Genomic DNA, 1,298 nt, shown 5'->3' on the forward strand with positions numbered 1-1,298 from the left:
TGAGGTGGTCCCGCCTTCTTGGACAGTTTGGCGGCTGAGTTAAGCTAATCCCGGTTGTCGTTCATGCCGCCTGTTTGATCATCAGGTCATGGGGGGCATGCCCCCCATGACCTGATTGCCCGATCCGCCGATAGGCCTCGGCCGGGGTTCTCCCGGCCAGTCCCGAGTGCGGACGCTGGGTGTTGTAATAGGTGATCCACCGGCCAAGGCCAGCCCGCAGCTCCGAGCCGGTCTCGAAGGCGTGGAGATAGACGCACTCGTACTTCAGGGATCGCCAGAGGCGTTCGATGAAGACGTTGTCCATCCACCGGCCCCGGCCATCCATGCTGATGCGGACCTCGGCGTCACGCAGCACGCTGGTGAAGGCGTAGCTGGTGAACTGGCAGCCCTGGTCCGTGTTGAAGATTTCCGGCTTGCCGAACCGGGCCAACGCCTCTTCCAGCGCCGCGACACAGAAGCCGGCGTCCATCGTGTTCGACAGCCGCCAGGCGAGCACCTTGCGGGTCGCCCAGTCCATGATCGCCACCAGATAGAGGAAGCCACGGCGCATCGGGATGTACGTCACGTCGGCGCACCACACGTGATTGGGCCGTTCGATCGCCAGCTTGCGCAGTAGATACGGATAGACCCGGTGCTGCGGGTGCGGATCGCTCGTGCGGGGCCGCTGGTAGATCGGCGTCAGCCCCATCTTCGCCATCAGGCGACGCACCCGACGGCGACCGACTTCGTGCCCGGCACGCCGCAGGTGCCGCGCCATCTGGCGGCTGCCGTACCACGGGCAGTCCAGGAACGTCGCGTCGATCACCGTCATCAGCGCCAGCGTCTCGTCCGTTTCCGGCACCGGTGCGTAGTAATACGACGAGCGGCTGATCGACAGCAGGCGGCACTGCGCCGTGATCGACAGGCGGTGGTGAGCAGATTCGACCATCGCCCGCCTCCGGTCCACGCTCATCGACCGAAGGCTTTCGCTAAAAAATCCCGCTCGACGACCAATTGCCCGATCTTGGCATGCAGCTTTTCCACCTCGCTCTCGCTGACGGCCTTGGCCACATCGCCAGCCCCGGAGAACGTGCCTGCCATGCCGTCGATGGCCTGCCGCTTCCACGACGCGATCATCGTATGGTGCACGCCATGCTTGGCTGCCAGCTCCGCCAGCGTCAGATCGCCCCGGATCGCTTCCAGTGCGACCTTGGCCTTAAAATCGGCGCTGTAGCGCTTCCTCGTCGTCTTCATTCCCGTACCAATCCATCAGGTCGGGAGTAGCTTAACACCCTGTCCAGAAAACCGGCACCACCTCA

The 1,298-nt window shown here is 63.9% G+C and carries 1 protein-coding gene; it reads right to left on the reverse strand.

What is annotated here, in order from left to right; genetic code table 11:
• Positions 1-61 precede the first annotated feature (61 nt).
• Positions 62-1,233, reverse strand: a protein-coding gene (locus FHS98_RS18625) for an IS3 family transposase (RefSeq protein ID WP_167108971.1) whose coding sequence is annotated in 2 segments (ribosomal slippage) — positions 62-969 and positions 969-1,233 — 1,173 coding nt in all. Because the reading frame shifts where the segments join, the coding sequence is not laid out codon by codon here.
• Between the last annotated feature and the right edge of the window lie 65 nt (positions 1,234-1,298).

It is taken from the genome of Sphingomonas oligoaromativorans (genome assembly GCF_011762195.1).
GTDB classification, from domain to species: domain Bacteria; phylum Pseudomonadota; class Alphaproteobacteria; order Sphingomonadales; family Sphingomonadaceae; genus Solisphingomonas; species Solisphingomonas oligoaromativorans.